22 protein-coding genes and 1 pseudogene are annotated in these 24372 nt (G+C 64.2%); 11 read left to right on the top strand and 12 right to left on the bottom strand.

Annotation, left to right across the window (positions count from 1 at the left end):
• The first annotated feature begins 23 nt into the window (after positions 1–23).
• Complete coding sequence (locus CK230_RS13945) at positions 24–2303, top strand: NADP-dependent malic enzyme (RefSeq protein ID WP_095817732.1); 2280 nt, start codon at positions 24–26, stop codon at positions 2301–2303.
• An 89-nt stretch (positions 2304–2392) separates the two neighbouring features.
• Here CK230_RS13945 and CK230_RS13950 read toward each other — a convergent pair.
• The 3 genes and pseudogenes from CK230_RS13950 to CK230_RS13960 form a co-directional block, all read right to left on the bottom strand.
• Positions 2393–3555: pseudogene (locus CK230_RS13950) on the bottom strand (porin).
• Between the two features lie 371 nt (positions 3556–3926).
• Positions 3927–4622: an antitoxin Xre/MbcA/ParS toxin-binding domain-containing protein gene (locus CK230_RS13955; RefSeq protein WP_095817733.1), complete on the bottom strand. Its 696-nt coding sequence runs from the start codon at positions 4620–4622 to the stop codon at positions 3927–3929.
• A gap of 383 nt (positions 4623–5005) precedes the next feature.
• Entirely contained in the window at positions 5006–5998 is a 993-nt protein-coding gene (locus tag CK230_RS13960; protein WP_095817734.1) for an adenosine kinase, read from the bottom strand.
• A 74-nt stretch (positions 5999–6072) separates the two neighbouring features.
• Here CK230_RS13960 and CK230_RS13965 point away from each other — a divergent pair, with 74 nt between their 5' ends.
• Positions 6073–6252, top strand: coding sequence for a hypothetical protein (locus CK230_RS13965; protein WP_095817735.1), 180 nt, complete (start codon positions 6073–6075; stop codon positions 6250–6252).
• 93 nt (positions 6253–6345) lie between these two features.
• Positions 6346–7041 (top strand): sulfate transporter family protein, encoded by a 696-nt coding sequence (locus CK230_RS13970; protein WP_095817736.1) that lies wholly within the window; start codon positions 6346–6348, stop codon positions 7039–7041.
• Here CK230_RS13970 and CK230_RS13975 read toward each other — a convergent pair.
• The 5 genes from CK230_RS13975 to CK230_RS13995 all read right to left on the bottom strand — a co-directional run bounded on the left by CK230_RS13975 (position 7038) and on the right by CK230_RS13995 (position 10548).
• Positions 7038–7850 carry an oxaloacetate decarboxylase gene (locus CK230_RS13975; RefSeq protein ID WP_095817737.1) on the bottom strand — a complete coding sequence of 271 codons (813 nt, stop codon included), beginning with the start codon at positions 7848–7850 and terminating at the stop codon, positions 7038–7040. The two genes, CK230_RS13970 and CK230_RS13975, sit on opposite strands and share 4 nt — an antisense overlap.
• 80 nt (positions 7851–7930) lie before the next feature.
• A complete protein-coding gene (locus CK230_RS13980) occupies positions 7931–8785 on the bottom strand; it encodes a hypothetical protein (protein ID WP_095817738.1) in 855 nt (284 codons plus the stop codon).
• A 63-nt stretch (positions 8786–8848) separates the two neighbouring features.
• On the bottom strand, positions 8849–9508 hold the full coding sequence (locus CK230_RS13985) for an HAD family phosphatase (protein WP_176480093.1): 660 nt from the start codon (positions 9506–9508) through the stop codon (positions 8849–8851).
• Positions 9508–9993: a dUTP diphosphatase gene (gene dut, locus CK230_RS13990; protein WP_095817740.1), complete on the bottom strand. Its 486-nt coding sequence runs from the start codon at positions 9991–9993 to the stop codon at positions 9508–9510. Before dut ends, CK230_RS13985 begins: the two co-directional genes overlap by 1 nt.
• A gap of 84 nt (positions 9994–10077) precedes the next feature.
• Complete coding sequence (locus CK230_RS13995; RefSeq protein WP_095817741.1) at positions 10078–10548, bottom strand: Lrp/AsnC family transcriptional regulator; 471 nt, start codon at positions 10546–10548, stop codon at positions 10078–10080.
• Between the two features lie 114 nt (positions 10549–10662).
• Between CK230_RS13995 and CK230_RS14000 the strand changes: the two genes are divergently transcribed.
• From CK230_RS14000 to CK230_RS14010, 3 genes are all read left to right on the top strand, one after another.
• Positions 10663–10917, top strand: coding sequence for a DUF6356 family protein (locus CK230_RS14000; protein ID WP_095817742.1), 255 nt, complete (start codon positions 10663–10665; stop codon positions 10915–10917).
• Between the two features lie 16 nt (positions 10918–10933).
• On the top strand, positions 10934–11734 hold the full coding sequence (locus CK230_RS14005; RefSeq protein ID WP_095817743.1) for a class II glutamine amidotransferase: 801 nt from the start codon (positions 10934–10936) through the stop codon (positions 11732–11734).
• A 133-nt stretch (positions 11735–11867) separates the two neighbouring features.
• The gene (locus CK230_RS14010) at positions 11868–12668 is read left to right on the top strand and encodes a class II glutamine amidotransferase (RefSeq protein ID WP_095817744.1); all 801 of its coding nucleotides are present in this window, start codon (positions 11868–11870) and stop codon (positions 12666–12668) included.
• 47 nt (positions 12669–12715) lie between these two features.
• Here the strand turns inward: CK230_RS14010 and CK230_RS14015 are convergent, their stop codons facing one another.
• Entirely contained in the window at positions 12716–13786 is a 1071-nt protein-coding gene (locus tag CK230_RS14015) for an FAD-binding oxidoreductase (RefSeq protein WP_095817745.1), read from the bottom strand.
• 70 nt (positions 13787–13856) lie between these two features.
• Positions 13857–15686, bottom strand: coding sequence for a winged helix-turn-helix domain-containing protein (locus CK230_RS14020; protein WP_176480094.1), 1830 nt, complete (start codon positions 15684–15686; stop codon positions 13857–13859).
• Positions 15687–15872: 186 nt separating this feature from the next.
• Here CK230_RS14020 and CK230_RS14025 point away from each other — a divergent pair, with 186 nt between their 5' ends.
• The 3 genes from CK230_RS14025 to CK230_RS14035 all read left to right on the top strand — a co-directional run bounded on the left by CK230_RS14025 (position 15873) and on the right by CK230_RS14035 (position 18230).
• Positions 15873–16154: a DUF4242 domain-containing protein gene (locus CK230_RS14025; RefSeq protein WP_095817747.1), complete on the top strand. Its 282-nt coding sequence runs from the start codon at positions 15873–15875 to the stop codon at positions 16152–16154.
• 126 nt (positions 16155–16280) lie between these two features.
• A complete protein-coding gene (locus CK230_RS14030) occupies positions 16281–16517 on the top strand; it encodes a DUF1127 domain-containing protein (RefSeq protein WP_095817748.1) in 237 nt (78 codons plus the stop codon).
• A 120-nt stretch (positions 16518–16637) separates the two neighbouring features.
• On the top strand, positions 16638–18230 hold the full coding sequence (locus CK230_RS14035) for a peptide chain release factor 3 (RefSeq protein WP_095817749.1): 1593 nt from the start codon (positions 16638–16640) through the stop codon (positions 18228–18230).
• Positions 18231–18364: 134 nt separating this feature from the next.
• Here the strand turns inward: CK230_RS14035 and CK230_RS14040 are convergent, their stop codons facing one another.
• Positions 18365–18835, bottom strand: coding sequence for a VOC family protein (locus CK230_RS14040; RefSeq protein ID WP_095817750.1), 471 nt, complete (start codon positions 18833–18835; stop codon positions 18365–18367).
• 248 nt (positions 18836–19083) lie between these two features.
• On the opposite strand from CK230_RS14040, the gene ilvD reads away from it, so the two are divergent.
• A complete protein-coding gene (gene ilvD, locus CK230_RS14045) occupies positions 19084–20928 on the top strand; it encodes a dihydroxy-acid dehydratase (protein ID WP_095817751.1) in 1845 nt (614 codons plus the stop codon).
• A 198-nt stretch (positions 20929–21126) separates the two neighbouring features.
• Here the strand turns inward: ilvD and CK230_RS14050 are convergent, their stop codons facing one another.
• Entirely contained in the window at positions 21127–22881 is a 1755-nt protein-coding gene (locus CK230_RS14050; RefSeq protein WP_095817752.1) for an ABC transporter ATP-binding protein, read from the bottom strand.
• 177 nt (positions 22882–23058) lie between these two features.
• Here CK230_RS14050 and CK230_RS14055 point away from each other — a divergent pair, with 177 nt between their 5' ends.
• Positions 23059–24339 (top strand): amidohydrolase family protein, encoded by a 1281-nt coding sequence (locus CK230_RS14055; RefSeq protein ID WP_095817753.1) that lies wholly within the window; start codon positions 23059–23061, stop codon positions 24337–24339.
• Positions 24340–24372: the final 33 nt, after the last annotated feature.

Genomic DNA, 24372 nt, shown 5'->3' on the forward strand with positions numbered 1-24372 from the left:
TGGTGAGGAAAACGTCAGGCATCATGGCCAGGAAAACCGAAAGCAACGGCCCCTCCGTCAGCCCCGAGGAGGCGTTGGAATTCCACGCCATGGGGCGGCCCGGCAAGCTGGAGATCGTCGCCACCAAGCCGATGGCGACGCAACGCGATCTGAGCCTCGCCTATTCGCCGGGCGTCGCCGTTCCCGTGCGCGCCATCGCCGAGGATCCGAGCCGCGCCTTCGACTACACGACGCGCGGCAACATGGTCGCCGTCATCTCCAACGGCACCGCCATCCTCGGCCTCGGCAATCTCGGCGCGCTGGCCTCCAAGCCGGTCATGGAGGGCAAGGCGGTGCTGTTCAAGCGCTTCGCCGATGTCGATTCCATCGACCTCGAGGTCGATACCGAGGATGCCGACGAATTCATCAATTGCGTGCGCTTCCTCGGGCCTTCCTTCGGCGGCATCAATCTCGAGGACATCAAGGCGCCGGAATGCTTCATCATCGAGCAGCGGCTGCGCGAGCTGATGGACATTCCCGTCTTCCACGACGACCAGCATGGCACTGCCATCATCTCGGCCGCCGGGCTGATCAACGCGCTGGAGGTCACCGGCCGCGACATGAAGACCACCAAGATGGTCTGCAACGGCGCGGGCGCGGCCGGCATCGCCTGTATCGAACTGATGAAGGCGATGGGCTTTGCGCCGGAAAATGTCATCCTGTGCGACACCAAGGGCGTCGTCTATCAGGGCCGCACCGAAGGCATGAACCAGTGGAAGTCGGCGCATGCGGTCAAGACCGAGGCGCGCAGCCTCGCCGAGGCGCTCGACGGCGCCGACGTCTTCCTCGGCCTGTCCGCCAAGGGGGCGCTCACCACCGCCATGGTGCAGTCGATGGCGAAGAACCCGATCATCTTCGCCATGGCCAACCCCGATCCGGAGATCACGCCCGAGGAGGTGGGCGAGATCCGCACCGACGCCATCATGGCGACCGGCCGCTCGGACTATCCGAACCAGGTCAACAACGTTTTGGGCTTCCCCTATATCTTCCGGGGCGCGCTGGATGTCCGGGCCACCACCATCAATGACGAGATGAAGATCGCGGCGGCACGCGCGCTGGCCGAGCTGGCGCGCCAGGACGTGCCGGACGATGTCGCCGCCGCCTATCAGGGCAACCGGCCGAAATTCGGTCCCAACTACATCATCCCCGTGCCGTTCGACCCACGCCTGATCTCGGCGATCCCGCTGGCGGTCGCCAAGGCCGCGATGGAATCGGGCGTCGCGCGCAAGCCGATCCTCGATCTCGACCGCTACGCGCAGGAACTGTCCGCCCGCCGCGACCCGATCGCCTCGACCCTGCAGCGCATCTATGATCGCGTGCGCCGCCAGCCCAAGCGCATCGTCTTCGCCGAAGGCGAGGAGGAGCAGGTGATGCGCGCCGCCGTCTCCTATGTGAACCAGAAGCTCGGCACGGCGATCCTGCTTGGCCGCGACGACGTCATCAAGGATAACGCCCGCAACGCCGGCATCGATCTCAACAAGCAGGGCATCGAGATCATCAACGCCAGGCTGTCGCGCCGCAACGGCATCTACACCGACTATCTCTACGAGCGCATGCAGCGAAAAGGCTTCCTGTTCCGCGACTGCCAGCGCCTGATCAACAACGACCGCAACCATTTCGCCGCCTGCATGGTGGCGCTGGGCGACGCCGACGGCATCGTCACCGGCGTCACCCGCAACTATTCCACCGCGCTGGACGATGTGCGCCGCATCATCGACGCCAAGCCCGGCCACCGCGTGATCGGCGTGTCGATCGTGCTCGCGCGCGGCAGAACCGTGCTCGTCGCCGACACCGCCGTACACGACATGCCGAACGCCGAGCAGATCGCCGACATCGCCGAGGAGGCCTCGGGTTTTGCCCGCCGCATGGGTTATGAGCCGAGGATTGCCATGCTTGCCTATTCCACCTTCGGCCACCCGCAGGGCGAGCGCTCCGAGCGCGTGCAGGAGGCGGTACGCATCCTCGACAAGCGCCGCGTCGATTTCGAGTATGACGGCGAGATGGCGGCTGACGTGGCGCTGAACCCGCGCGCCATGGCGCAATATCCGTTCATCCGCCTGACCGGCCCGGCCAATGTCTTGATCATGCCGGCCTTCCACTCGGCCTCGATCTCGACCAAGATGCTGCAAGAACTCGGCGGCTCGACCGTCATTGGCCCTCTACTGGTCGGCTTGAACAAGCCGGTCCAGATCGTCTCGCTCAACGCCAAAGACTCGGACATCGTCAACATGGCGGCGATCGCGGCCTATACGGCGGGGAATTGACGGGCCGGCGCAACGGCTTCTCGGCCGATCCAAATGGCAAAAGGCCCGCGGCGATGCCGCGGGCCTTTCGGTTGGGCCTGCAGGGTCGATCAGAAATTGCGCTGGGAGCGGACGATGCCGCCGACGCTGTCTTTCTTGTCGGCCTTGGTCCAATTGCCGAACGGGGTGCCGTCGTCGAAGTGGCCGAAGTGATCCCAGTCAACTTCGGTCGTGATCGTGAAGCCCGGGACAATGGTGTAGGCGACGTTTGCCGCCAACGCATAGTTCTTGTCGTCGTCGGCGGATGCCTGGACATTGAAGGACGTCTTGTCGTTGAACTTGTAGGTGCCGCCACCCCATACAGCCCAGTTGCCGCCCCATGGCTTGTAGAAGCCGCGCCCGTGGGCATCGATTGCGTTGCCCGCATCGTCGCTCAGGTTGTCGTCGGTGCCGTAGCCGGCCATGATGAACAGGGATAGTTCCTTGTTGACGTTGACATCGAGGCGAACCTTGCCGGCCACTTCCTCGTAATTGCTGTCATAGGCGACGACGCCAGTGAGCGCGCCCCACTCGCCCTTGTACTTCAGGCCGCCGACGACGTGCGGAACATAGCTGTCGATGGTGCCGGTGACACCGGAGCCTTCTTCGAGCGAGACGACACCCGAGAAGCCGCTGCCGGCGTCGAAATAGTAGCTGACGACATTGGTGTCCTTGATGCCATACGGGATGATCGTGTCCTGGATGACATTGCCGGCATAACCGATGAACTGGTCATAAGGCGTCTCATCCTTACCGACGCGCAAGCCGCCGAGCTGGATCCAGGCGAAATGCAGGTCGGTCGCCTTGTTGGCGGCGGGATTGTTGTCGACGTTGCCGCGTGCATCGGTGACGAGGTTTCTGTCACCGAAATTAAAGCGTGTTTCGGTGTAGGTCTTCAACGTGCCGAGTTCGGTTTCCTGGCCGGTCCAGGTCTTCAGCGTGAAGCGGGTGTTCTTATACCAGGTGTTCTGGACATCACCGTCTTGGACGTCGACGCTCTTGGGCCGTCAAACGAGCCGACATCGCCGACGCCCGCGTCATAGCGGACATAGCCGCCGATGCGCAGGCAGGTCTCGGTGCCGGGTATGTAGAAGTAACCCGCGCCATAGACGTCGCAGATCTTCACATATTCGGCCGGTTCTGGCTCGGCAACGGTCACCGCGTCGGCGGCGCGGGCGCCCGAAACTGCGATCAGGGCCGCAGCGGAGCCGAGAAGAAGGCTCTTGATGTTCATTTTCTTGAATCTCCAGTCAAAGGTTCAAGACAGGCCTGACATGCCGTTCGGCTTTTGCCACCCCCGTCCCCATCGTTGAAAAAGTACGCGCACCGGCGCCGCTTCTTCGCTGTGGACATGGCCCAATCGGCGGTCGCGCACAACAGAGATTGTGTCGGAAAGGCGACATTTTGACTCTTATAAAGGTCTTGTTGCCCAAATATCACGTCATATATTTGTAAAATTGGGACAAATTGCACACTTTATACAATCGAAACACCAAAGAATCTCGGGAATGTGCCAAATGTGCCAATTATTACAGTTATATCACACTTAATTATCCGGCTAAACTCCGTCGCGCGGCTGCGCAGAAACCTTACCGCCGGAACCGCTCAGGACACGGTGCGCGCGGCGCGGACCACGTCCGCGACCATGTCTTCCCTCAACATCTCGATAGGGACGCGGCCACTTAGCTCGGGCTCGGGGCGGGTCAGCCAGAACCAGGCAAGCCTCGGATTGCCGATCGCCGACAGCACGTCGCTGATACCCAGGACCGGCCTGCCGTCGACGAATTGGGCCAGTGGGAAGACATGTTTGCGGCCGCCCTTGCGCAACGCGACGACCTCGCCGCGCCTTTGCCAGCGATGCAGTGTCGACCGCGGAATGCGCAGCTTCTCTTCCAGATAGGTCGAGCCGGCGACCTCGCCGGCCCAATCCTCAAGCAGCATCGATTGAAGATCGGCCGCGCGTTCCGCGATATTTTGAGGCCTTCCCGCCTCCGGCACGCGCCCTGAAGCCTGATCGGACACCGTCGGACTTCCGCCTGCGATTCTCTCCGGCACCGAGCGGAAGAACTCGGACACGAGCGCGGTCCAATCACCTTTGAAGGAATCGATCGCATTGCGCTGCGCCGGCGGCAGGAAAGGAAGGGCGGCCGCCACGCTGCCGGCGAGCGCGCTGGCTGAAACCAGGGCCTGTGCGTCCAGCAGCACACCTTGCTGCATCAATGTCTGCTGCACGGCTTCGGTCACTAAGCCTGCCAAGGTCTCTTGCGAAATCCCCTCGGGTGGAGTCTGAAGTCTGGTCATGCGTTCGTCTTGTGGCCCGCGCTCCTCCCCAGGCGCCGGCGGTTGCCGAAATTCTATTGCGGAAAGCACAGATTGCGGCGGCAACGGACGCCGCGGCCCGGCAGGTTGCTGGCTTGCATCTTCACACCCCTGGTTTGGCGTGCCGAAAAAAGTCAGTCGCGGAACGCCCTATCTTCGCGTGTAGGAGCGCTCTGTGACAGGGGCGCGACAGCTGGCGTTCTTCCTTCTCCCCTTGTGGGAGAAGGTGGATCGGCGCGCAGCGCCGAGCCGGATGAGGGGTGCTCCAGCTTGGTGCTGCTTACCCCTCACCCGGATTGCCATCCGATTTGTAAGGACAAATCGGGGCAATCCGACCTCTCCCACAAGGGGAGAGGTGAGAGACCTTAGAGCAATCCCGCTTGCTCGGCCTCGCGGCGCAGATTCTGGCGCGGGCGCGGGCCGATCTGCTGGATCACCAAACCGGCCGCCAGCGAGCCGAGGTCGCCGCACTCCTTGAGGCTGCCTCCGGTCGTGTAGCCGTAAAGGAAGCCGGCGGCATAGAGATCGCCGGCGCCGGTCGTGTCGACCAGCTCCTTGATCTTCGTCGCCTCGATGATGACGGTCTCGTCGCCGCGCACGATGACCGAGCCTTTCTCGGAACGGGTGACGGCGGCTATTCTGCAATCCTTGCGGATGGCGCCGAGCGCCTCCTCGAAGGAAGCGGTCTGGTAGAGCGACTTGATCTCATGGCTGTTGGCAAAGACGATGTCGACGGTGCCGGAGCGCATCAGCTCGAGGAACTCGTCGCGGTAGCGGTCGACGCAGAAGGAATCCGACAGCGTCATCGACACCTCGCGGCCGGCCGCATGCGCCAGTCTTGCAGTCTGGCGGATGGCCTCCTTGGCGCGCGGCGGATCCCACAGATACCCCTCGAAATAGGTCACCCTGGCGCCGGACGCCTTGTCGGCCTCGACATCCTCGGGACCAAGCTCGACACAGGCGCCGAGATAGGTGTTCATCGACCGCTCTCCGTCTGGCGTCACGAAGATCATCGAGCGCGCCGTGGGCGGCTGGCCTGTAAGCGGCCTGGTGTCGAAGGCCACGCCCTGGGCCTGGATGTCGTGCGTATAGATCTCGCCCAGCGCGTCGTTCGACACTTTGCCGAAGAAGGCGGCCCGTCCGCCGAGGCTGGCGACGCCGGCGGCGGTGTTGCCGGCGCTGCCGCCGGAAGCCTCGATCGCCGGCCCCATGCGGCTGTACAGCAGTTCGGCGCGCCTGGCGTCGATAAGGTTCATCGCGCCCTTGATGATGCCGTTGGTCTCGAGAAAAGCCTCGTCGCATTGCGCGATGATGTCGACAATGGCATTGCCGATGCAAAGCACGTCATATTCCGGCATCAAAATCTCCGCCCAGAACCCACCCGGCTATCTGGCATGCCGGCCGGGCGCGGGTCTAGCGAGTTGCCGCTGTTTTGCCTACCCCGAAAATCGCCATCGCCTTCCGCGATGCCGGCCTTGCCGGCATCGGCGCCGTCTTCCTGGGCGAAAGCCTGGGGCCGGCCGCCTGGGGGGGCATGGGTTTCGTCGTCGCCGGCGTTGCGGCAATGACCATTCCCGCCAGGCGGGCAGGAGCGATCGCGGGAAAAACGTGAACGGTCGGCGACGATCTCGCCTTGCAGTTGCGCCGCTCTCCCTCGCCGCCTATCTCGGGGGCGTCGTTTCTCGATAAGGGGTCTGCACCCGCCGTGATCCTAGATGCTGCCCGCGCCGCCGCCAGCCGGCTGTTCTCGCCCGAATTCCGTTCTGTCTTCCTGAAGACGCTGGGGCTGACGCTGCTCGCTCTGCTGGCGCTGTGGCTCGGCCTGGAAAGCCTGCTCGAATGGCTGACCTGGCCGTGGCTGCAGACGCTCCTGCCGGGCCTGCCATCCTGGGCCGGGTGGCTCAGCGCCATCATTGCCGGCATCGTGCTGGCGGTGGGGATGGCTTTGCTCATCGCCCCGGTCACGGCGGTCGTCGCCGGTCTGTTCCTCGACGATGTCGCCGAAGTGGTCGAGCGTACCGACTATCCCAACGATCCGCCCGGCCGCGCCGTGCCGGCGCTGCATTCGCTGGCGCTGGCGATCAAATTCTTCGGCGTGGTGGTCCTCGGCAATATCGTGGCGCTGCTCTTGCTTCTGGTGCCGGGCATCAACATTGCCGCCTTCTTCATCGTCAACGGCTATCTGCTCGGCCGCGAATTCTTCGAATTCGCCGCCATGCGTTTCCGCCCGGAGGCGGAGGCCAAGGCGCTGCGCCGCAAATATGCCGGCACGGTGTTCCTGGCCGGGCTGGTCATCGCCCTGTTCCTCTCCGTGCCGCTGCTCAACCTGCTGACGCCGCTTTTCGCGGCCGCCATGATGGTGCACCTGCACAAGGCGGTTTCGGCGCGGGAGCCGGTCTAGTCCAGTTCGGCCGCGCCGCCGCGAAACAGCGCCTGCAGCTTGCCGAACGGCATTGCCACGCGGGTGAAGCCAAACGTGCCGTCCTGCTGGATTTCGCGCGCCGCCGTCTCCAGCATGCCATAGGCGAAATTGGTCAGCCACGGTCCAAGCGAGACGCGCTTGACGCCGGCCGTGGCGAGGTCGGCGATGGTGAAGCCCGGCCGCGCCATCACATTGACTGGACGGCTCACCGACGAGCAGATCGTGCGCACCATCTCGACGTCGCCGATGCCTGGTGCATAAAGCACGTCGGCGCCGGCCTTCTCGAAGGCCTGCAGCCGCTTGATGGTGTCGTCGAGGTCGGTCTTGCCCCAGAGGAAATTCTCGGCCCGCGCGGTGAAGACGAAATCGCGCTTGAGCGCCCTGGCCGCCTCGACGGCGGCCGCGACGCGTTCGACGGCATGAGAGAAATCATAGATCGGGTTGGCGGGGTCGCCCGTGTGGTCCTCGATCGAGCAGCCGGCAAGCCCTGCGGCCTCCGCCGCGAAGATGGTCTCGGCCGCCTGCTCGGGGCTGTCTCCCTTGCCGCGCTCCAGATCGGCCGAAACCGGCAGGTCGGTTGCCGCGGTCACATCGCGGCAATGGTGGATCATGGCCTCGAAGGTCACGGCGCCGTCCGGCAGGCCGCGCGAGAAGGCGAAGCCGGCGCTGGTCGTAGCCAGCGCCTTGAAGCCGAATGAAGCGAGAAGCTTTGTCGTGCCGATGTCCCAGGGGTTGGGCATGACGAAGGTGGAGGCATGCAGGTCGCGAAAAATCTTGCCCTTGTCCATGGCGGGTCCTCAATCACGAGCGGGGTCGTGGGGGGAAATCTATCGCGCGGGCCGGGACCGGGCAAATGAATGCGTTTCCTTCAGAAGCGTTTCTCGTTCTCTGCTGACAATTTCTCGAAGGCATCGGAATTCCGGACATAGCGCGACTTGGCCTTGTCCCAACGATAGGTGACGGAAATGTCGTGAGAGCTGGCCTTTGGCGATACCTCGTCGCAGCTTTCGCCGCTTGGCACCGTCGCGTCCGTCACCGTGGCCTTTAGGCGCGCATAAGGCTTCTGGCCACCAAGGCTTTGGAAGGCCAGGTTTTGCGTGCGCCGGTAGGCGCAGTAATTTTCGTCGAACGTATAGATCGCGTCGATCAGCGAGAAGCGGTCGTTGTGGACCATGATCAGCATGGTGCCGGCATAGCCCTGGTTCGAGTTGAAATGCGTGCTCGTGGTCACGATGGCATCGTCGCCGGCGGCGATCGAAACTTTGGCAGGTTCGCGAAAAGAGGTGAGCCTGTCGACTGCGACATTCACAGCATCGAGCAGCTTTGGCTTGCCCGCCAGGTCGTAGAGCGCCAGCACCGCGAAACCTTCGGCGCTGTCCTGCGACTGGCCGAGGTCGAAAAGTATCACCAATCGGTCCTTGCCGCCGGCCTTGACGGCGAGCACCGCCGCGTTCGGCAGGTTGACGGTCTCGGGCGGCGAGCCGCCCTCTTCGCCGCCGAGGATGTCGCGCACATCGATTGGGGCGCTGCCGTCGTAGAAGCCGTTGGCGCCTGCCTTCAGGTCGGGGACGACCATCTTGGCAAGATCAAGATAGGTGACGTCCTGACGACCTCCGACAGCGCTGCTCAGCTCCGGAAAGCTGACGTCCTGGGCCAGCGCGGCCGCCCACAGGCACGGCAGCAGCAGGCAGGCGAGCATGAAACGGCATAGTATGGAAATCATGGACCGCACCCCTCGGATGTGCCCACGCTAGCACGGTGTTTTGCGGTGCGCAGCCGGGCATGATCAGCGGATCGGCACCAGCCCTGCCAGTTCCCGCATGTCGTCGAACAGAATGCCGCCGGCGGCTGCCAGGCCATCGCGGTCGGTGAGTGGATCGGCGTGGTAGGAGAACACCCGCATGCCGGCGGCAATGCCGGCTTGCGTTCCCGCGACGCTGTCCTCGATGACGATGCAATCGGCGGGCGCGAAGCCCATGGTCTTGGCCGCATGCAGGAACAGGTCCGGGAACGGCTTGCCGCGCCCGACCATGGTCGAGGAAAACATTGCATGCTCGAACAGCGGCAACAGGCCGGTCTGGCCGAGCGTGATGTGCATTTTCGACACCCGCGCAGAGGAAGCGACGCAATAGGCGATGCCGGCGGCGCGGACGGCCTCGACGAACTCACGCACATAAGGGATCGCCTCGACGCCGTGTGAAAAAAGATCCGGCAGGCCGGCATTCCAACGCTCGACGAAGTCGGCGCCGAGCCGGACCGCTGTCGTCTCCTCGATCTCTTTCTGCACCGAGGCCATGCTGCGGCCGGAAAAATTCTTGCGGCAATATTCGAAGTTCGTCGCAAAGCCGGCGGCGCTCAGCCATTCGGCGAGGCGCCAATTGGCAAGGTTTTCGGTATCGACCAGAACCCCGTCGCAGTCGAAAATGACCAGCTTTGGAACTTGCATCAAGCCGTGCCGGTTGACCCGAAACCGCCCGCGCCGCGCGTCGTGCCGCCGGCCAGCGCGCGCTCTTCGATCGTAACCTGCGTCACCGCGGCAAAGACGATCTGGGCGATGCGCATGCCGCGCGTCACGGCGATGTCCTCGTCGCCGAGATTGACCAGCAGCACTTTCACCTCGCCGCGATAGTCGCTGTCGACAGTGCCGGGCGAATTGAGGACGGTGAGGCCATGCTTGAAGGCAAGGCCCGAGCGTGGCCGCACCTGGCCTTCCATGCCTTCCGGGATTTCCAGGACAAGCCCGGTCGGCACCAGGGCCCGCTTTCCCGGCAGAATAAGCAGCGGCCTGTCTTCTGGCACCGCGGCCCGCAAATCCATGCCGGCCGCGCCCGCGCTCTCATAGGCCGGCAGAGGCAGGCCCTCGCCATGCGGGAGCCTGACGAAACCGACGGTGGGGCCGATGACGGAGGTAGGATAGACAGCGGTGCGCATGAGCCCACTCCTATCGGCGCAGGGGCCGATTCGGTCAACCCGGCAGCAGAGCTATCAACGCCTTTCTTTCAAGGCGGTTCCGCGTCAGCGCAGTTCCACCGGCACCACGGTCGTCTCCTTGATCTCCTCCATGACGAAGGAGGCCGAGACATCCGACAGCGCCACCTTGGCGATCAGCCGCTGGTAGAGGCGGTCATAGGCCTTCACGTCGGCGACCCGGGCTCTCAGCACATAGTCGAGGTCGCCCGACATTCGATAGACGCCGGTGATCTCGGCAAAGCCGGTCACCGCCGCGCGAAACTTCTGCAGCCATTCCGGGTCGTGGTTGGAGGTGCGGATCAGGATGAAGACCGAGAGGCCGAGCCCCAGCTTGTCGGCATCGACCAGCGCCACGCGGCCGGTGATGACGCCGTCCTCTTCCAGCCGCTTGACGCGCCGCCAGCAGGCATTGCGTGAAAGTGCCACCCGCTCCGACAACTGGTCGACCGAAAGCGTGCCGTCGCGCTGCAGCTCGGCCAGCAATCTTCGATCAATCTTATCAATATCGGCAGTCATATTGGGAAAATGTCTCACCAAACAGCCAAAAGCAAGGACAATTTGGGACCGATGAACCAAAGCTCTATGGCACGATACTCACCATCGGGACTCATCCCGGCAGGAGGGATCACCATGACGACACGGGTTACGGCACTGTTCACCTCGCATCCGGAGAAGGTCGGCGAGACCTATTTCGGCCACATGGCCTTTGCCGCCTGGTTCTGCTCGCGCCTGTCGATGGCGGCAGGCGCCGCGCTTGTTCACGCTTTCTTGCCGTTTCTGTTCGAAACTACGGCGAGCCGAATCGTGCGCGAACTCTATGAGCGCACGCACAACAGAGGCTCGCACGCGGTCAAGGAGCCGGCGGCTCTGATGGATCGCGCCTGATAGATGGTGGAATGCGATGTGCCGGTGGGCGGCCTATCTTGGTGAAGCAGTCTTCCTCGAAGACATCATCACCGCGCCCTGCCACTCGCTGATCGCCCAAAGCCACTGCGCCCAGGAAGCCAAGTCGCCGACCAATGGCGACGGTTTTGGTCTCGCCTGGTATGGCGACCGGCCCGAGCCCGGCCTTTACCGCGACATCCTGCCGGCGTGGTCGGACCCCAACCTGAAAAGCCTTTGCCAGCAGATCAAATCCGGCCTGTTCCTCGCTCACGTCCGCGCCTCGACCGGCGGCGCCACCAGCCGCATGAACTGCCACCCGTTCGTCTCCGGCCGCTGGTCGTTCATGCATAACGGCCAGATCGGCGGCTTCGAAAAGATCCGCCGCGTGCTGGAGAATTCGCTCTCCGACGACGTCTTCGGCCAGCGCGAGGGCACGACCGATTCCGAACTCTTCTTTCTCCTGATGATCGATCAGGGGCTGGCGACGGACCCGCAAGGCGCGGTGTCGCGGCCAACCGGCTGCGTCGTCGAAGCCTCGCGCCGCGCCGGCATCGAGCCGGCCCTGAAACTGACGGCCGCCTTTTCCGATGGCGAGGCGCTCTACGCCGTGCGCTATGCCACCGACGACCATGCGCCGACGCTCTATACCGGCGCCTTCGCCAGGCGCGCCGGCCATTGCATCGTCTCCGAGCCCTTCGACCGCGACGGCGGCGACTGGCAGGCGATCCCGCCCTCGAGCTTCGTTACCATGACGAGGGGCGGCATCAGCATCCGGCCATTTGCGCCGGCCGTGGCCCCGTTGGCGCTGGCGGGCTGAACCAAGGATCAGCAAAACATAAGCGCGGCGTAAGGACGTTAAACCGTTGCCCTGTCATCTGTGGCGCCCAACGAGCGGCGAATGGAAATCATTCGCGCGCCTGAAAACGCACGAGCAAAGGGATGACAGGACAATGTGCAGGTGGGCTGCCTATCTCGGCGACGCGATCTTCCTCGAAGACGTCATCGCCGCGCCTTCCCATTCACTGATTGCGCAGAGCAGTCACGCGCGGGAGGCGAAAACTCCAACCAATGCCGACGGCTTCGGCGTGGCCTGGTATGGTGATCGGCCGGAGCCGGGCCTCTACCGCGACATCCTGCCGGCCTGGTCCGACCCCAATCTGAAAAGCCTTGGCCGGCAGATCAAGTCGGGGCTATTCCTTGCCCACGTCCGCGCCTCGACCGGCGGCGCCACCAGCCGCATGAACTGCCACCCGTTCATCTCGGGCCAGTGGTCGTTCATGCATAACGGCCAGATCGGCGGTTTTGAAAAGATCCGCCGCCGGCTGGAGAACGCGCTTTCCGATGCGCTGTTCGATCAGCTCGAGGGGACAACGGATTCCGAATTGCTCTTCCGCCTGATGCTCGGCGCTGGACTCTCGATCGATCCATATGGCGCCGTGTCACGTGTCACAGGTCATGTCATCGAGGCTTCGCGCCGTGCCGGCGTCGAGCCGTCGCTGAAGCTCACGGCCGCCTTCAGCGATGGGAAGGCGCTTCACGCCGTTCGCTACGCCACTGACGATCACGCGCCGACCCTCTATACCGCGGCCTTCGCCAAACGCGCGGGACGCTGCATCGTCTCCGAACCTTTCGACCGCGATGGCCGCGCATGGCATGAGATTCCGCAGTCGAGCTTCGTGACCATGACCCGGGACAGCACCAGCGTCCGGCCTTTTGCCCCAGCAACGGCCCGGTGGGCGCTATACGGCTAACCGTAGAGCGCTACCTCTCTACAGACGTCGCCCGGCAACGAGTTCGACTACGCAAAACGCCCCCGCCCGTAAGGCTTTAGCAGCGGATCGCGCTCGCCTTCGATGATCTCGCGCGCAACAAAGAGACCGACGGCCGGCGCCAGCGTGATGCCCGAATGCATGACTGCGATGTAGAGGCCGTCGACGCTCTCGGCACGCCCGATGATCGGAAAACCATCGACCGGATTGGGCCGGTAGCCGACCGTGTGGAATTCGAATTCCAGCCCGTCCGCGCCATGCAATGCAGCCTTCATGACCGCGAACAAGTCGCGCGCCGTAGCCCCAGGGTTCTCGCCGGGATCTCCGCCGGCGAAATCCGAGCCGGCGATGATGCGGCCCTCGGCCGTCTGGCGCATATGCAATCTCTCGGCATGCACCAGCCCGTTCAGCAGCTTCTTGTAGGGGCGGGAATGCACGATCAAGCCGGGCGGCGTCTCGATTGGCAATTTGACACCAGCCGTTGCGGCGATCGCCGGCGCGCCCGTACCGGCCGCGATGACGATGTCGTCCGCGCTGATGGTTTCGCCGGAAACGACCACGCCGGTGACCCGGCCTGCAGTCAGCGCGAGCCTCTCCACGGTGCCGGCGATCACGCGCGCGCCAAGCCGTTCGGCGTCCGCCAGCAGCGCCCCGGCAGTTGCGGCCGGCTCGGCCACGCCTTCCTCCGCGACGTAGACGGCGAAGTCAGGTGGCTCGACGAGGTTGGGCTCGATTTGCCCCGCCCGCTTGGCGTCGACGCGCTCGATGCCGTAGCCCCATGACGAGTGTTCGGCCGCATAGGCTTCGAGCCTGTCCGGCGGCAGGTCGAAGCAAAGGCCGCCGCACCAGGCGAGCGGCAGCCCGGGCAACTCGCCCGCCAAACGCTTCCATTCGGCCATGGCGCGGGTGCGCAGCCGGAAATAGGTCTCGGGATTGCCCCAACTGGCATTGATCCAGGCGAAGGAATTGGGCGTCGCCACGCCGCCGGCGCCACTCTCTGACACCACAGTGACGCGAGCGCCGCCCTTCGCCAAATGCCAGGCGATCGAGGCGCCGATGATACCGGCGCCGATGACGATGACTTGCTTTGCGCTGCTCATGCTCGGCCTTTGGGGAGTTTTTTCCCCGTCATGCCACCGCCCTGGGCGGACCTCAAGCGGCAAGCATGACTTACGCGCCGGCAGCTGCCGTCGTCTGAGCACCGGCAAGCAGGCCCGTGAGCGCCTCGTGGCGCCGCATGAGTCGGGGCGAATCCACTTTCTTCGCGACCGCTAGAACGGTGCCAAGTTCCAGCTCCGCGCCGGTTCGGTCGCCGAGTTGGACGAGCAGCGCCGCGAGCGAAAGCCTGGCCTCCGCGCAGTTGGTGGGCGAGCCGATCTCGGCCCAGTGCGAGCATGCGATCTGCAGCTCCCGCACCGCTTCGGTGAGGCGATTCTCCCGCATGAACAGTTCCGCCTTGGCCTCGGCGGCCAGCGCCCGGATTGAGGCCATCGGCCAACGCTGCGGCTCACGTTCCAGTTCGGCGATCACTTCGTTGGCGCGCTCCGGCCGGTCGGTCCGCGCTGCGACCTTGGCAAGCGTGGCGAGAACCATGCCCCGCCGCTGCAGGGTTGGCCAGCGGTTCCCAACCAGGGACCGCTCGAGCGCGCTGAAAGCGGCCTCTGCCTGCCCCTGCTCGAGCTGCAGCAGCGCAAGGCCGGGCTGCGGGTCCCAGCCCGCGGCGTGGGACGCGCGATAGGCTGCTTCCGCCTGGGCGAAATCGCCGGCGGCAAGATGAATGTCACCCAGGACGCGCAGCGCATCGCCCGTTGCCCAAGGCGCGTCGAGCGCAAGCTGATCAAGCGCCGCGCGCACCAGCGCCTCAGCCTCCTTCAGCGTGCCATGAACGCCGAGCACCTCGGCCCGGTGCAGCCGGCACGAGCCCGTGAGTTCCTCCAGCCCGTGCCCTCTGCACCAGCCCTCGTAGCTGAGGGTCCATTGATTGGCCCTCGCCCAGTCGCCGAAATTCCGGCAGGCCCACAAAATATTGCAATAGAGGATGCCGCCGACGATCGGGTCGACGTCGCTGGAGAGACCGAGTGCCGCGGCAAAATCCTGGTCCTCCTGCCCGGATTTTGTTTCCCCAAGGCAGAGCTTGAAGAAGCCGCGATAGATGAGACCGAGCGATTCCACGACTGGGTCTTCGAGATTTTTGCCGACCTCGAAAGCTTGCTCGGCAAGAGCAAGCGCATGCTCCGGCTCGGCCTCCGCGCCCTTGATGCGCGCGCCCATCCAGCACCAGAGCCCATGTTCCCTGCTCTCGGTCGCTTTGTCGATCAGCTGCGCGGCACGCTTGTGCCACCCGTTGGCCGCGGCAAGCTCTCCTCTCTCGAGATGGATCATGGCGAGGGTGATTGCCGGGGAAGCCGCTCGCAGGCGTGCGCCGGCCACGCCGTATTCCGTCGCCGCGCGCGTGAGGAGCGGGATCGCTTCTGACGGCCTTCCCAGGCATTCCAGCGCCAGTGCCCATTCTTCGAGGTCGGCCGTCAGCAACTCGTCGGCGGCATCCGCCTCGGCGAAAGCAGCCGCGGCCTCGTGCCATTTTCGCGCCGCGGCGGCGGCGCGTGCGGCCAGGATCGGCGAGCCTGGGCTTGAGGGCTTGCTGCCCGCATCGGCCCGAGCTGCCGTTTCCGCCGCGGCCAGCTTGTCGAGGCAGATCCGGTAACCGAAGCGGGGCAGGTTGCGCAGCGCCGTCTCCATGCCGCCCTGGCGAAGAATGCTGCGGGCAAGGCTCGCCACGCGCTGCAGCGAAGCCTCGGTCACCGTCACGCCGGGCCATAGCGTTTCGAGCAGCTCGTCCTTGCTCATGGCGCGGTCCTGATGCCGCAGCAGGATGGCGAGGAAATCGAACACCAAAGGCTGCGTCTCGATCTCGCCCCCGGCGAGACGAAGTGCGCGCGTATCCTCGTTAAGCTCGAAGTCGCCGAAGCTATAAATTCCCATCGGCAGCGCCCCCCACAACGACAATGGGTAAAGGATCAGAAGAAGATAAGGCCGGCGTAAGGACTGTCGGCCGCCTGTTCCGTAAATCTGCGCCTGCCTGGCGGGCCAAGCGAGAGTTTACCCCAGCCGCCCCAGGGATGCCACCGGCACCGATCTGATCGAGTGCCCGGCGGCATTTGAACCTCAGATCAAGGAGATTGCAAAATGCAGAAGTACATCATCGAGCGCGAAATTCCCAAGGTCGGCACCTTCGAGCGCGCGCAGCTTCGCGACGCCTCCAAGGCCTCGAATGCCGTTCTGGCCGAACTCGGGCCGGACATTCAGTGGGTGGAATCCTTCGTGACGGACGACAAGACGTTCTGCGTCTACCTCGCCAAGGACGAGGCGATCATCCAGCGCCACGCCAAGATGAGCGGCTTCCCGGCGACCAAGGTCACCGAGGTGAAGCGCCTGTTCGATCCGACGACGGCTTACGCCGCCGCCTGACCGCGCGGACCGTGAAGCTTTGCGGCATCTGAGCTGCAAGCGCGACCGGTCCTGATCTCTCCAAGAAGCCTTCGGGAGGGCCTTCGGTGCCCTCCCGAATTCATCGTTCAACAAGGAGACACGACCATGACCATCTTTGGGCGGGAACTCGTCGCCGACCGGCCCGCGCTCAGCCGCTTCTTCGCGGCTGCCGTTGCGATATCTCGTGCCGCGGGACATGCCCTCGCGCGCATCGTGCGCATTCGCAGGGACCGGGCCAGACTGGACGAATTGCCTGACTACCTGCTGCACGACATCGGCGTCGGGCGCTCGGAAATACGGTGGATTACCAGGTACGGCCGCACGGAACATGGCGAGGCCTGACTATGAGCAGACCCCGCCATGGCGGCGAACACGCCTCCCGGCGAGCCGATCTGCCTGAAACTGTCGACATGCCGGGTAAGCGCTGCTAGAAGCCCGCGCCACAGACAGGATTCCATCAAATTGGCAGAAGACATCGAACAGGCGGTATCGCGCCGCCGCACCTTCGCGATCATCGCCCACCCGGACGCCGGCAAGACCACGCTCACCGAAAAGCTGCTGCTGTTCGGTGGCGCTATCCAGCTTGCCGGCGAGGTCAAGGCCAAGAAGGACCGCATCCAGACGCGGTCCGACTGGATGAAGATCGAGCGCGAGCGCGGCATCTCGGTCGTCACCTCGGTGATGACCTTCGAATATGACGACAACGTCTTCAACCTGCTCGACACGCCCGGCCACGAGGATTTCGCCGACGATACCTATCGCACGCTGTCTGCGGTGGATTCGGCCGTCATGGTCATCGACGCCGCCAAGGGCATCGAGCCGCGCACGCTGAAGCTGTTCGAGGTCTGCCGGCTGCGCGACATCCCGATCATCACCTTCGTCAACAAGATGGACCGAGAGAGCCGCGATCCGTTCGAGATTCTCGACGAGATCGAGCAGAAGCTGGCGCTGGACACCGCTCCCGTCACCTGGCCGATCGGCCGCGGCAGGACTTTTTCGGGCACCTACCATCTGGCGCAGAACGCGGTGCGCCGCAGCGACGACGAGAAGGAGCGCACGCCTGTGAACGGTCCGGATTCCAACCGGGTCGCGGGCTTGCTGCCCGAAAACGAGCGCAACGACTTCATCGAGGAGCTGGAGCTCGCCCGCGAGGCCTGTCGTCCGCTCGACGTGGAAGCCTTCCGCGAGGGCCATCTGACCCCCGTCTATTTTGGCTCGGCGCTTCGCAATTACGGCGTGCGCGACCTGATCGAGGCGCTCGGCGCCTACGGCCCGCCGCCGCGCGCCCAGGAAGCCGACGAACGTCTGGTCGAGGCGACGGAGGAGAAGATGACCTCCTTCGTCTTCAAGATCCAGGCCAACATGGACCCCAACCATCGCGATCGCATCGCTTTCGTGCGCGTCTGTTCCGGCAAGCTGGAGCGCGGCATGAAGGCCAAGCTGGTGCGCACCGGCAAGCCGATGAGCCTCTCGGCACCGCAATTCTTCTTCGCCCGCACCCGCGTCACCGCCGACGAGGCCTTTGCCGGCGACGTCGTCGGGATTCCCAATCACGGCACGCTGCGCATCGGCGACACGCTGACCGAGGGCGAGGAGATCCTGTTCCGGGGCGTGCCGAACTTCGCGCCCGAAATCCTGCGCCGCGTGCGCCTCGGCGACGCCATGAAGGCCAAGAAGCTGAAGGAAGCTCTGCACCAGATGGCCGAGGAGGGCGTGGTGCAGCTCTTCTCGCCGGAGGACGGTTCGCCGGCCATCGTCGGCGTCGTCGGCGCGCTGCAGCTCGACGTGCTCAAGGAACGGCTCAACATCGAATACACGCTGCCGGTGGATTTCGAGATGTCGCGCTTTTCCGTCTGCCGCTGGATCGCGGCCGACGACAAGGCGGAGGTGCAGCGTTTCATCGAATCGCATCGCGGCGACATCGCCCGCGATCTCGACAACGATCCGGTCTTCCTCGCCCAGCACGCCTTCTCGCTGAACTACGAGGCCGAGCGCTGGAAAGCAATCCGCTTCACCGCCGTCAAGGACTACCAGGTCCGCGACAAGGCGGCGTGATTCTGGTGAATGGTGAATGGTGAGTAGTGAGTAGTAAATAGTAAATAGTAAATAGTGAGTAGTAGTCGGGAAAGAGTGGCTGCTATCGCTCACCATTCACCATTCACCATTCACCATTCACTACTCACTAATTCTCACCCTTTCGCCGCCGCTTCCAACTTGTCGATCTCGATCTTGCCCATCTTCATCATGGCGTCCATGACGCGTCCGGCCTTGCCCCGGTCGGGATCTTGAAGCAACCGCGGCAGCTGCTCCGGCACCACTTGCCAGGAAACGCCGAACTTGTCCTTCAGCCACCCGCAAGGCCCCGGCTCGCCGCCGCCTTCGGTAAGCCTGGTCCAGAAATGATCGACCTCAGCTTGCGTCTTGCAGTCGATCGACAGTGAGATCGCTTCGGTGAACTTGTACTGCGGCCCGCCGTTGAGTGCCAGGAACTGAACGCCGTCGAGTTCGAAGGAGGCGACCAGCACCTGGCCTTGCTGCGGATGGCCTTCAGGCCAGCGCGTCACGCTCAGCACCTTCGAATTCTTGAAGATGGAGATGTAGTGGTTCATGGCGTCTTCGGCCTGAGTGTCGAACCACAGGAAGGTGGTGATCTTCTGCATGTCGTGCTCCTTGGTTGCTTCCTGCTGTTACATTGGAACGGCTGACCCCGAGAATGGTGCCATCTCTTGCCGTCTGCCAAGGACGGCCTGGATGCGCCCGATCCGACAGCGATTTGAAATTTTCCGGAAGAATCCTGGCGCAGCGCAAAATTGTGGCAAGGCCGGGTCGTGATCGCTATAACCGCTGCCGACTAATTTTGAGCGCCGCCCGCCGCGCACCGGCGCGGCCAGCTAGCAAGGACAATTCAATGCCCGCCTATCGTTCCCGCACCACCACCCATGGCCGCAACATGGCAGGCGCCCGCGGCCTGTGGCGCGCCACCGGCATGAAGGATTCGGATTTCGGCAAGCCGATCATCGCCGTGGTCAACTCCTTCACCCAGTTCGTGCCGGGCCATGTCCATCTGAAGGACCTCGGTCAGCTCGTCGCGCGCGAGATCGAGAAGGCCGGCGGCGTCGCCAAGGAGTTCAACACCATCGCCGTCGATGACGGCATCGCCATGGGCCACGACGGCATGCTCTATTCGCTGCCGTCGCGCGAGCTGATCGCCGATTCCGTCGAATACATGGTCAACGCGCATTGCGCCGACGCCATGGTCTGCATCTCCAATTGCGACAAGATCACGCCTGGCATGCTGATGGCCTCGCTTCGCCTCAACATCCCGACCGTCTTCGTCTCGGGCGGCCCGATGGAGGCCGGCAAGGTAGTGCTGGCCGGCAAGGCGCAGGCGCTCGACCTGGTCGACGCCATGGTCGCCGCCGCCGACGACAAGATTTCCGACGAGGACGTCAAGGTCATCGAGCGCTCGGCCTGCCCGACCTGCGGTTCCTGCTCCGGCATGTTCACCGCTAACTCCATGAACTGCCTGACCGAGGCGCTCGGCCTGTCGCTGCCTGGCAATGGCTCGACCTTGGCCACCCATGCCGACCGCAAGCGACTGTTCGTCGAGGCCGGCCATCTCGTCGTCGATCTCGCCCAGCGCTACTACGAGCAGGACGATGAGACGGCACTGCCACGCAGGATCGCCTCCAAGGGCGCTTTCGAGAACGCCATGGCGCTCGACATCGCCATGGGCGGCTCGACCAACACGGTGCTGCACATCCTTGCCGCAGCCCATGAGGGCGAGGTCGACTTCACTATGGAGGACATCGACCGGCTGTCGCGCAAGGTGCCGGTGCTCTGCAAGGTCGCGCCGGCCAAGTCCGACGTCCACATGGAGGACGTCCACCGCGCCGGCGGCATCATGGCCATCCTCGGCCAGCTCGACCAGGCCGGCCTGATCAACCGCGACCTGCCGACCGTGCACACCGCCACCCTCGGCGAAGCGCTCGACCATTGGGATATTTCCCGCAGCTCGGCCGAGAATGTCCGCGACTTCTTCCGCGCCGCCCCCGGCGGCGTGCCGACGCAGGTGGCCTTCAGCCAGGACCGCCGCTGGGACGAGCTCGACACGAACCGCGAAACGGGCGTGATCCGCTCGGCCAAGACGCCGTTCTCGAAGGATGGCGGCCTTGCCGTGCTGAAGGGCAATCTGGCGCTCGACGGCTGCATCGTGAAGACCGCCGGCGTCGACGAGTCGATCCTGAAATTCACCGGCCCGGCCCGCGTCTTCGAAAGCCAGGACGCTTCCGTCAAGGCGATCCTCGGCAACGAGATCAAGGCCGGCGACATCGTCGTCATCCGCTATGAAGGGCCGCGCGGCGGCCCCGGCATGCAGGAGATGCTCTATCCGACCAGCTACCTGAAGTCGAAGGGCCTCGGCAAAGCCTGCGCGCTGATCACCGACGGCCGCTTCTCCGGCGGCACGTCGGGCCTTTCGATCGGTCACGTCTCGCCGGAAGCCGCCGAGGGCGGCGCGATCGGCCTGGTCCAGGAAGGCGACACGATCGAGATCGACATCCCCAACCGCACCATCCGGCTCGCCATCAGCGACGCCGAGCTCGAAGCGCGCCGTGCGGCGATGAACGCCAAGGGCGCCGACGCATGGAAGCCGGCCGAGAAGCGCAAGCGGAAAGTGACGACCGCGTTGCGCGCCTACGCCGCCTTCGCCACCAGCGCCGACAAGGGCGCGGTGCGGAAAGTGCCGGAGTAAGAGGTCTTCCCTTCTCCCCTTGTGGGAGAAGGTGTCGCCGAAGGCGACGGATGAGGGGTGTTGGAAGGATCGCGATAATGAAGAAAAGGACGCATGAAGCACCCTATTCTTCAGTGCCTCGTTTCTTCCAACACCCCTCATCCGTCTCGGCGCTGCGCGCCGATCCACCTTCTCCCACAAGGGGAGAAGGTGGATCTGCTACGGCATCAGCTGATATTCATACAGCTTCTGGTAGAGTCCGCCCTGCTTGAGCAGGGTCTTGTGCGGGCCGCTTTCCAGCACCTTGCCGTGTTCCAGCACCACGATGGTGTCGGCCTGGTGCACGGTCGACAGCCGGTGCGCGATGACGATCGTCGTGCGTCCGACCGTCAGTTGCTGCAGCGCGTCGCGGAACAGCGCTTCCGATTCGGCGTCGAGCGCGCTCGTCGCTTCGTCTAGCAGCAGGATCTCGGCATTGCGCAGCATGGCGCGTGCGATCGAGATGCGCTGGCGCTGGCCGCCGGACAAAAGCGAGCCGTTCTCGCCGACCTCCGTCTCGTAGCCCTTGGCCATGGCGCTGATGAAGTCATGCGCATTGGCGGCCTTGGCGGCGGCGATCACCTCTTCATCGGTCGCGTCCTCACGGCCGAGGCGGATATTGTGCATGACCGTGCCGGCAAACAGGAACGTGTCCTGGCTGACATAGGCGATCTTCTTCCTGAGCGAATCGAGCGTCGCGAAGGAAATGTCCTGGCCGTCGAACATCACTCTGCCGGTCTGCGGGTCGTACATGCGCATGATCAGGTTGAGGATCGTCGACTTGCCGCTGCCGGACGGCCCGACCAGCGCCGTCATCTTGCCGGCCTCGAGCGTCAGGTCGAAGTCCTCGAACACCGGTGGGCTTTCCGGATAGGCGAAGCTGACATTGTCGAAGCGGATTTCGCCCGGCCCCGCTCGCAGCGGCCTGGCGCCAGGTTTTTCCGCGAGCGTCAGCGGCCGGTCGGCGAGCTGGAACATCATTCGCACGCCGACGATGCCGGTCTCAAGCGAGATGCGAACGCGGGCCAGGCGCTTAGCCGGCTCATAGGCGAGCAGCAGCGATGCGATGAAGGCCATGATGTTGCCCGGCATCTGCCCGCCCTGCAACACCAGAAACCCGCTGATAAAGACCGCGCCGGCGATTGCCAGGCCGGCAATGGTTTCCATCACCGGGCTGGTGGCCGCCTCCAGCGTGGCGATGTTGTTGGCGCGGTTCTCGACGTCGGAGACGGCCTGGTACATGCGTTTGCGCATCGCGCCTTCAAGGTTGAAGGATTTGACGACGCGTACGCCGATCGCCGTTTCCTGCATGACGTGAACGATCTGCCCAAGCGAGCGGAACTCCAAGGCGGCGATATTGCGGACGCGCTTCAGGATGCGGTTGACGCCGTAGATCGCAACCGGCCCGACGACGAAGCAGATCAGCGACAGCGCCGGCTGTTGCCAGATCATGACCCCGACCAGGACGATCAGCGTCACCAGATCGCGCACATAGGACGTCACGACGAGATCGAGCACGCTGCGCGCCGCCTGCGCGTTGTTTGTCATGCGGGCGATCAGATCGGCCGACGAGGTCGAATGGTAGAACTCGATGCCTTGCGCCAGAATGCGATCGTAGATCTTGCGCTGCCGATCGGCGATGATGGCATTGCCAACGCGGCTCATGAAATAGGCCTGGACGAAGGTGGCGAGGCCCTTGAGCAGGAAGATCGCCGCGACTCCGGCCGCGATCAGGTTGACGCGGTCGAGCCTTTTGAAGACCACGAATTCGTTGGTGATCTCGCGCAGGATCCAGGCGCTGGCGCCGGTCATGGCGGCAACCACCAGCATCGACGCTATGGCGGCGCCATAGCCGAATTTATGCTCGTGAAAGGATTCCCTCACCAGCCTCGCGATAAGGCGCTGATTTTCCGTCGAGCGGAAGAAGCGAAACAACGGCCGATCCTGTGTCTGACTTGCAAAGAATTTCGGATTCGCCACGAGGGCGCGAGGCGGCTTATAGAGCGAGTTGCGGCGCGATGGAACCTTTCGGCTGCAGGCGAAAGAAAAGGCTGCGCGAGGCTGTCTTTTCGGCCACGGTGATTGCCGATTCTTGGGAAAGGGTGACGACGGATGGATTTCGACCTCATCGTGCGCGGCGGCACGCTGCCGGACGGCAGAATTGCCGATATCGGCATTGCCGGCGAAACCATCATGGCCCTCGAGCAGAAACTGCCGGGCTCCGCGCCGACGGAGATCGATGCCCGCGGCAATCTGGTCTCGCCGCCCTTCGTCGATCCGCATTTCCACATGGACGCCACTCTGTCCTATGGCATTCCTCGCATCAACGGGTCTGGCACGCTGCTCGAAGGCATCGCGCTCTGGGGCGAGCTGAAGCCGCTTCTGACGCATGAGGCCGTACGCGAGCGTGCGCTCGCCTATTGCGACTGGGCCGTGTCGATGGGCCTGCTCGCCATCCGCAGCCATGTCGATGTCTGTGACGACCGGTTGCTCGCGGTGGAAGCCCTGCTCGACGTCAAGAAAACCGTCGCGCCCTATATCGACCTGCAGCTGGTGGCGTTTCCTCAGGACGGCCTCTATCGCTCGCCGACGGCGCTCAAGAATACTGTCCGGGCGCTCGATATGGGCGTCGACATCGTCGGCGGCATTCCGCATTTCGAGCGCACCATGGCCGACGGCACCCGCTCGGTGACAGAGCTTTGCGAGATCGCGGCGAAACGCGGCCTGATGGTCGACATGCATTGCGACGAGACCGACGATCCGCTGTCGCGCCATATCGAGCAGCTCGCTTATGAAACGCAGCGCCTCGGCCTGCAGGGCAGGGTGGCCGGCTCCCACCTCACCTCGATGCATTCGATGGACAATTACTACGTCTCGAAGCTGTTGCCGCTGATCGCCGAGGCCTGTGTTTCGGCCATCCCCAACCCGCTGATCAACATCATGCTGCAGGGGCGCCATGACACTTTCCCGAAGCGGCGCGGCCTGACCCGGGTGAAGGAGATGCTGGCGCTCGGCATCCGGGTTGGCTGGGGGCAGGATTGCGTGCTCGACCCCTGGTATTCGCTGGGCACCGCCGACATGCTCGACGTCGCCTTCATGGGCCTGCATGTCGCGCAGATGTCGAGCCCGGCCGACATGGCGCGCTGCTACGACATGGTCACCAACGTCAACGCCGCCATCATGGGGCTCGACCACCTTGGCCTCGCCGTCGGCAAGCGCGCCAGCCTCGTCGTGCTCGACGCCGGCAGTGCGATCGAGGCCGTTCGTTTGCGCCCCGAACGTCTGTGCGTCATCGCCAGGGGCAAGGTCGTCGCCGAGCGGACCAGGCAGGAGACGCGGCTGTCGATCGCCGGCCGGCCAGCGCAGGTGAACCGGCGGCATAGGGCCGGCTAGAACCAGCCGATTTCCGGTGCTGGTCTTACCGAT

It is taken from the genome of Mesorhizobium sp. WSM3859 (assembly GCF_002295065.1).
Lineage (GTDB): Bacteria > Pseudomonadota > Alphaproteobacteria > Rhizobiales > Rhizobiaceae > Mesorhizobium.